This window comes from Blautia sp. An249 (assembly GCF_002159835.1).
Classification (GTDB): Bacteria; Bacillota; Clostridia; order Lachnospirales; family Lachnospiraceae; genus Blautia_A; species Blautia_A avistercoris.
In genome coordinates this window covers 1-7,505 of record NZ_NFJL01000041.1, presented here as the reverse complement: position 1 = coordinate 7,505, position 7,505 = coordinate 1, and the positions used below count along the sequence as shown (strand labels likewise).

The window sequence follows — 7,505 nt, the reverse complement described above, 5'->3', positions numbered from 1 at the left end:
CTATGTCCTTCCCACTACCGGGCGGATTTGGGACTTGCACCCTTAAGAAACGTGCGCCGCCAGGCGCACTAGAAAAAGACGGCATAGCCCTTGAACGGAGTCATGCCGCCTAATCGGAAGATAATACTTCCTTGTAGCCGAAAATCCTTTATTTTACACGCTTTATTTCAGCTCCAGAATATGCCCTGTCTCCTTATCATACCGGCAGTATTTACCGTTTCCGGAGATAAATGGCTGATATGTATTCGTTTTTACATCTTTTATGTAGACAATTCCTGTGGCGATCATTTCTACCAGAGAAAAGCGTTCGCTCAGACTGGAAATCCACCGATAGGTTTTATTTTTGGAGGAATCAGCCATGAGAAGGTTATAACCGCCTTCACAGGCTTCCAGGGAAAAATAAACTTTTTCACCTTTGTTCGAACCTGAAAACACCTGGCTTTCAATATAGGATGAAAAATTGTCCTTTACAAATTTACGGAAGGTTCTGGTATTATAGGTGATACCGGAAACCTCATCTGTGATCTTATCTCCGCGGTCAATTCTTGTCTTAATAACCTTCAGGACTTCGATGGTCCAGTTGATAAAGGAAATGCTGCTGTACTCCATGCATTCCAAAAGCTGACTGATAAGCTTTTTAGATAAGATGTCCGAACGCACCGCTTCGTTGTACAATTCCTGATTCATATGGCTTCTCCTTCTTTATAAAAAATTTTCCGAAATGCCGTCCACAGCGGCATTTCGCCGTCGTTATTTTTATTATAGAACCGAATGGAACGGATTGCAATAAAGAATCTTGTATTGTAACGGCTCTTGAATCCTATCACAAGATATGTTATATTATAGACAGAGAAAGGAGCAACCGCCCACAAAGTGGTTGACCTTAGAACATTAGTGACACATAGAATTGCCACCCTTCGGCTCGGTCAAAGTTTTGGGGTGGTTTTTCTATGCTTTATATCATCAGTGACAAATCAAGTAAATGAATGTCAGCAGTGACAGAATGAACATTCCAAAGGACATTAAGTCCTTAAAATCAAAATGTTTCATCAGCACCACCCCCATTCTATGTAAGAATAGAGGTCAGCCACCCTGCAACACGGTTACTCCATAAAGAAAGTATAGCACACCTCTTAGAATGGAGACAGTCCTTTTTTGTCTTTTGATGGAATTTCAGAAAGCGGCTTTTTGTAACTTACAGCAGTTTCTGGCGGTCAATGTCTGTCAGCGCACACTTTCACACGACCCCCGGCGGCCTTGTCCTGCTGCCGCATATGTAAAGTTTCTATAGAGTGATTTTTAAATATTTACATATAAAATGCCTGCTTTGCCTATTTCATTATTTAAAAGGGTATCTCTCCATCTACTTCCATGAATCCATCTTCAACAAATTCATAATCTTTGATGATATTTCTGACCTGAGAACCATTTACCATGCCACGTTCCTTGTAAATACCCTTTGCCTTGCAATCAGAAATAAAGTTTTGCTTGTTCTCAACATGGTATCCGTTCTCTCCGCACCACTTCTCATAGTGCGTGTATGTGTCTTTAACGGAAATATTTTTACCCTCTGATTCTGCCAGGCATTCATTTATGAAATTCTGCAATTTGTCGCTTGATGCTTCATAATCGGATGTCGATTTCCTTATTGCATCTGGTATCTCCAATCCCTCCCGGCAAAATGCAATCCATCCTTCAATCATCCAGTTAAGAATCCCGGACAACGCTTCATCCGTGGACAGCTTGTCCTTCAACGTTTTGTCCTGCTCTTTCTCTTCAAAATGACAGTCAAAACTTACAACTTGTACCCGATCAGATTTAAAAATGGTATTGTCACTTACCACTGGCAAAAAATTTGTGTTACAAATCATTTTGAACTTCGGCACAAACTGAAACTCGTCTTGATGTAAAAATCTTGCAACAATGGTATCTCGCCCCGTTAAGGTTTTTAGAAGTCCAACATCAAGCGGCATCCGCTTCGGTATCTCTGAACAAACACATAATCGTGTTCCTGCAAGTTTCGCCACATCAGGGGAAGCTGTACGGCTGTCTGGATTATTCTTAATCGCCAGAGTTTCTGGTCTAATCGTTTTTGAATAATCTCCTAAAACATCCGCAACTCTCTCAATCATGGTACTCTTTCCATTGCGTGTTGTGCTTCCGATGGCTATTATGAAACCAGAGAAGCAGCAGTTGTGGCTCTTGTACGATTTAAGATAAGTCTACTTTCTCTTCCGGAGACAACCACCGTTCGAGAAGTCTATGAACGTTGGTCTGCAAAGCATTTTGAGGGCAAAAAAGACGGAACTATTAAGAAGTATAGTGCCGCCTTTAATCTCCTGCTACCAATATGGGAAAAACCTTTTGCAAATGTATATCTGGATGAGTGGCAGAGTATCGCCGATAATTCAGAGAAAAACGCTCCCACCCTCAAAGATTATAAAATCCTTGTCGGTCAGCTTTACAAATTTGCAATCATGCACGACGTAAAACCGGAGCAGAACAAATCAAAGTATATTGACCTCAGCAACTTCGGTAATCCTAATTCCAGGAAACGAACACGCTTCACTTCTGAAGAAATAGATATATTATGGACACTTAAAGACTCGGATATTTATTTTACGGTTATCCTCATGCTGATTTATACAGGAGTCCGCATATCTGAATTGCTTGACCTTAAAAAAGAAAATATCAGCCTTACGGAGCATTGGTTTGATGTAACGGCTTCTAAAACAACTGCCGGAGTCCGTAAAGTTCCGATTGCTGATAAGATATATCCGCTATTTGAATATTGGAACAACCTAAACGACTGTGAATACCTCCTATCCTCGCCAGACAGAGTAGGCTTCAAGTATCGGAATTATTACGACAGTTACTGGACACCTTTAATGAATAGCGCACAAATGAATCACACGCCGCATGATACCCGGCACACTTGTATTTCATTACTGACAGAAGCAGGGGTTGATGAACGTCTCATACAACAGATTGTAGGGCATAAAGGCGCAAACGTCACTCGTTCAGTATATACCCATGTAGACATTGCCAATCTGTTAGAAGCAATCAATAAAATATAACCGTTGCAAAAAGAAAAGAGCCGGTTCATTCTGGCTCTTTCATCGTTTATGTGACTTGACTATAATTCTTCTTAGCTCGGCGGTTTTGTCGCACTGTATTATCCTGCTGCCCGTCACATCATTGATATATCCCTTTTTTAATTCTATTGTATAATGCTTATTCATACCGTTAATGGTATCAACGTGCATTCTCTGAATCATGTCTCTGTACTTCTGCGCTACTTGCCATTTATCTAGTAACTTCTGTTGTTCTTCTGTAAATTCCGGGTTCAGTTTCTCCCACAATTTACTTTTCCCGGATGCCAAATCATCACACACGAGAGCGTACAGATATTCATTCACAGACATTTTTAACTCACTGGCCGCCTGCTTTATTCTGTCCTTCTCTCCTTTGGGAAATACAAACAAGATAGAATCATAATGCTCTTTTCTGTGCTTATTTTTGTATTCTGTACGGTTCATAACACCTCATCCCTCACGCTTTTCTATAGTATATCATGGTCTTATATAAGACACAAGTTTTCATGATTTTTGTTTTGGGTGCTATTGAGTGCTATAGACCGCTATTCCGCACAATTTTCATCCATTTAAGAACATTACAGATATAAAGAAACCCCTTGAAAATACTGCATTTTCAAGGGGTTTGCTAATTTCTTTAATTGTCCCAAAATTATCGTTTGGAGAACTGAGGAGCACGACGTGCTGCTTTGAGACCGTATTTCAATCGTCTGAGCGATGATTTTCCTTGATATTCCGGGCTTTTTTGAGCCTCGGCCCCTCGGTTGTCCTATTCCTTAACCAAAAAACAGGCCACTTTTACGAGGGGACAGCTTGATGAAATGCAGAATTTACTACATCGAATAGCTGTTCTGGTTTATTATACTTTACTCTTGCATAGATGTCCATAGTTGTCTTGCTGTTCTCATGTCCGGCAAGGTACTGGACCGTCTTGGGGTCAACACCTGCATACAGAAGATTGGTGATGTAGGTATGCCGCAGCAGGTGCGGTGTCACATCGAAGTCCAGGCTATACACAATGTTGGGATTGTTTTTCTGATGTCCTCCCAGACTCGGCTGAACAGTGTACTTGATGCTCTGTCCGTTCACATACTTATAATAGGTACGCTCCTTGGTAGACCGAACAACGATGTACTGCCAGACACGTTTGAACTGCGAATATGACAAGGGCTGTCCCTCACTATCGGCAATCACATATTCCGATTTGGAGGCAGCCTTGGCTTCCCGCAGACAATTCACAAGGCATTTGGGAATGGGAATATCCCTTCTTGCTGCTTTCGTCTTAAGCGTTGTAGAGATAACCGGTCTGTTATGCTCTGATCGCCATGCGCGCCGCACAGAGATATATGGAGTGGGTGCATCGAGGAACACACAATCCCATTGCAAGGCGAGAGCTTCTTCTCGGCGCAGACCGGCATATAAGCCGATCATGGTAAACAGATACGGCGGAAGTCCTTTGACGGTTTCCAGCAGCACTTCCACCTGCTGGTCTGTCAGCGAATCTTTCTTTTGGGTCGGTTTCCCTCCTTTTGCCGAAATCCCCTCACACGGATTGTATTCCAGCAACTGGCTCCGCTCTGCCGAGTAAAAAATGCACTTGAGGAGCATATTCACCGTATTGTGCAGGCTCTCGGACTTATTGGACAATGGGATCAGCGCCAGACGAATATCATCCGCTGTTACTTCCTCCATATACATATCTCCCAAAGGCTTGATAATGTAGTTCTTCATATTGGAGGCGTAGCCCTTCAGTGTAGCCGGCGACACTTTTGCGGATTGCATCAACAGCCACTTCTCACAATACTCGGCCACAGTAGGATGCTCCCGGTGGAAGATGATCTCCGCTACCTGGCGTCTCGCCTCCTGCTCTTTATCGTACAGTTCCTCGCAGGTAGTCCCATACAAGCTCACCTGCTTGCCGTCTGCGTCCAGAATCCGGGTTCTGTAATACAGGACACCCTTTCGTGTGACGGTTCCATATTGAGGTATGTTTTTTTTCTTCTTTGCCATAATTAATTTCCTTTCTCGCGTGGTGATGTATCTACACCTCCTTTTTATCAGAGATTTCAAATTGAATCAAAGATACGGCCAAGGAAAAACTAAGAGCGAGACATCCTTGTCTCGCTCTTACTTCATTTTCTGAATTGTTCGGAACTTACACAGCGTCCCATAAGTCAAAGGCACAGCCCATTGCTTTGACAAGATCATCCGGCCTGTTGTATTTGACCTTTGCGTAAATGTCCATCGTGATTTTGCTGCTTTCATGGCCCGCCAAATATTGTACCGTTTTGGGGTCCACCGAAGAATGAATCAGATTGGTGATGTAGGTGTGCCGCAGCTGATGCGGTGTCACTTCAAAATCCAGGCTATATACCACATGGCCGTTATTCCTGGCTTTTTCTCCAAGTTTCGGGTAAAGCATATATTTTACATACTTTCCGTCCACAAGTTTTCTGGCCATTCTCGGCTTTGCAGTCCGCGTCACAATATACTGCCACAGCCGCTTAAACTGTGTATAGGATAGCGGATCACCGTCCCGATTGGCAATCACATAATCCGAAGTGGATTTTTTCTTTGCATCTTTCAGACATTCAACCAGACAGACCGGGAGAGGAATGTTTCTTTGTGCCGCTTTGGTCTTTAGCTCGGTAAGAATGACCGGCCTGTTATGTTCTGTGTGCCATGCCCGCCGTACCGTTAAGTACGGAGCCTCTGCATCCAGATACACAGAATCCCATTGCAGCGCCAGGATTTCTTCCCGGCGCAGACCGGCATATAAACCGATCATCACAAATACATAGGGCGGCAAATCCCGGATCGTGTCCAAAAGCCGCTCAACCTGTTCATCCGTCAATGCCTGTCTTTCTTCCTGGGGAACTCCTCCCTTTGCATCCAGGTATATGGTCGGGTCCTCGTCAATCACATGGCTCTCCTTGGCCGCCCGGAAAATGGACTTGCAGAGAATCACCACAGACTTATAAACCGAAGCCGACTTCTTGGAAACAGGTACGAGGGCAAGTTGGATGTCATCCAGGGATACATCAGCCATTCTCTTGTCTCCCAGCCCTCCAATAATGTGCCGCCGCACCTTAGAGGTATAATCTGTCAAGGTGGTGGCCCGAACATGGACGGACTGCATCAGCAGCCACTTCTCACAGTACTCAGCAACCGTAGGCGATCTTCGACGAAACGTAGTACTGTCAATCTGCTCTAACGCCTCCAGTTCCTTGTCATAAAGCTTTTCGGGCGTCTTTGCATAAAGCGCCACTCTGTTTCCATCCGAATCTTCGACTCTGGTTCTATAATATTCAATGCCGTTAAGCACGACCGTACCATATTGAGGAATTGCCCTTTTTCTTTTTGCCAATTCCGTCACCTCCTAAGAATAATGTCCAGCGCTGTACCTTTGTTTTATCAGACATATTAGGTTCCAGCAAGGATACGGAACAGCTCAAGCTCGGACACTTCGCAGCTTGCGGTATGTAGCGCTTTTTTCCACTGGCTTTGCACGATGGGTGCATTTTGCGATATACTCCTGAAGGCCAGCATCTGTAAAGTACACGCAACCATTTTGCACATACTGAACATAGGAAATTAGCCCACTGTTTCGAGCTGCATCCAAAGTGGCAATGCTAATCCCCAGTAATTTGGCAGCCTCTTTCCGCGAAATCAATTTTTCCATAGGTGGTCCCCCTTTCTGTCAAAGATGTGGTTGTTGCTTTCAAAATCACATGAATGCGCTGGCAACCGAAGCTGCCAGCGCATGGTATCTGACTTTGAAAAATTTACTCGCCACATTTGCCACGCACCCCTGGCGATGGGGACATTCCGGTCTCCGCTGGCGCGGCTGTCATAACTCCACAGCGTCGTTTTACTCGTGCGCCGCAGAGTTCCCCCCAAGTCTTTAGGAGGCCGTGAGGAAGTATCTTTAACCCCTATGCAGTCATCGCGCCCTGAAATGCCACTTTCGGGTATCAGGCTGACGTGGATCGCTCGGAACAGTCCTATTCATCACCTCCTGGGGCTGTCCATCTTCGCGGCGTGCCTGATTCGCTCGTACATAGGTTATGTACCGGAAATGCCGTCTATGAAATTGTCAAGCTCCACATTGGGAGAATGTTCTTCCCTCAATGGGTAGGCACTGATACGCTTCATTTGTTAAGTGTTATTCAAAAATTTTTTTATTTTTTTAAATCTTTGTGCAACAGCACTTCTGGAACAATGCCAAAGACGTGCTACATCAATTTGACGATAACCATCCACAAAAAGTAATGTCAATAGCTCCAAATCTTTCTTCGACAGCTTCTTCAATCTCAACAGTAGTTGTTCGTTTGTAAGTAGGTAATCATCCGTATCTTCAAATCCCTTCCATCATTTGATAAGATGTTCTCAAATGATGGAGGTGATACC

General features: G+C 44.0%; 7 protein-coding genes and 1 pseudogene. 1 reads left to right on the top strand and 7 read right to left on the bottom strand.

Going from position 1 to position 7,505, the window contains the following annotated elements; genetic code table 11:
• Window positions 1–162: 162 nt before the first annotated feature.
• Window positions 163–687, bottom strand: coding sequence for a hypothetical protein (locus B5F53_RS19105; RefSeq protein WP_087227026.1), 525 nt, complete (start codon window positions 685–687; stop codon window positions 163–165).
• A gap of 656 nt (window positions 688–1,343) precedes the next feature.
• Window positions 1,344–2,165: a DNA primase family protein gene (locus tag B5F53_RS19095; RefSeq protein WP_275532211.1), complete on the bottom strand. Its 822-nt coding sequence runs from the start codon at window positions 2,163–2,165 to the stop codon at window positions 1,344–1,346.
• A gap of 30 nt (window positions 2,166–2,195) precedes the next feature.
• Here B5F53_RS19095 and B5F53_RS19090 point away from each other — a divergent pair, with 30 nt between their 5' ends.
• Window positions 2,196–3,077, top strand: coding sequence for a tyrosine-type recombinase/integrase (locus B5F53_RS19090; RefSeq protein ID WP_087227020.1), 882 nt, complete (start codon window positions 2,196–2,198; stop codon window positions 3,075–3,077).
• 39 nt (window positions 3,078–3,116) lie between these two features.
• Here B5F53_RS19090 and B5F53_RS19085 read toward each other — a convergent pair whose 3' ends face one another.
• From B5F53_RS19085 to B5F53_RS19060, 5 genes and pseudogenes are all read right to left on the bottom strand, one after another.
• Window positions 3,117–3,539: a hypothetical protein gene (locus tag B5F53_RS19085; RefSeq protein WP_087227018.1), complete on the bottom strand. Its 423-nt coding sequence runs from the start codon at window positions 3,537–3,539 to the stop codon at window positions 3,117–3,119.
• Window positions 3,540–3,893: 354 nt separating this feature from the next.
• The gene (locus B5F53_RS19080; RefSeq protein WP_002576318.1) at window positions 3,894–5,105 is read right to left on the bottom strand and encodes a tyrosine-type recombinase/integrase; all 1,212 of its coding nucleotides are present in this window, start codon (window positions 5,103–5,105) and stop codon (window positions 3,894–3,896) included.
• A gap of 145 nt (window positions 5,106–5,250) precedes the next feature.
• Window positions 5,251–6,462, bottom strand: a complete 1,212-nt coding sequence (locus B5F53_RS19075; RefSeq protein ID WP_002576319.1) for a tyrosine-type recombinase/integrase — start codon at window positions 6,460–6,462, stop codon at window positions 5,251–5,253.
• A gap of 84 nt (window positions 6,463–6,546) precedes the next feature.
• Window positions 6,547–6,777: a hypothetical protein gene (locus B5F53_RS19070; protein WP_002576320.1), complete on the bottom strand. Its 231-nt coding sequence runs from the start codon at window positions 6,775–6,777 to the stop codon at window positions 6,547–6,549.
• 476 nt (window positions 6,778–7,253) lie between these two features.
• Window positions 7,254–7,439, bottom strand: a pseudogene (locus tag B5F53_RS19060) (RNA polymerase subunit sigma-70); the annotation flags it as partial.
• Window positions 7,440–7,505: the final 66 nt, after the last annotated feature.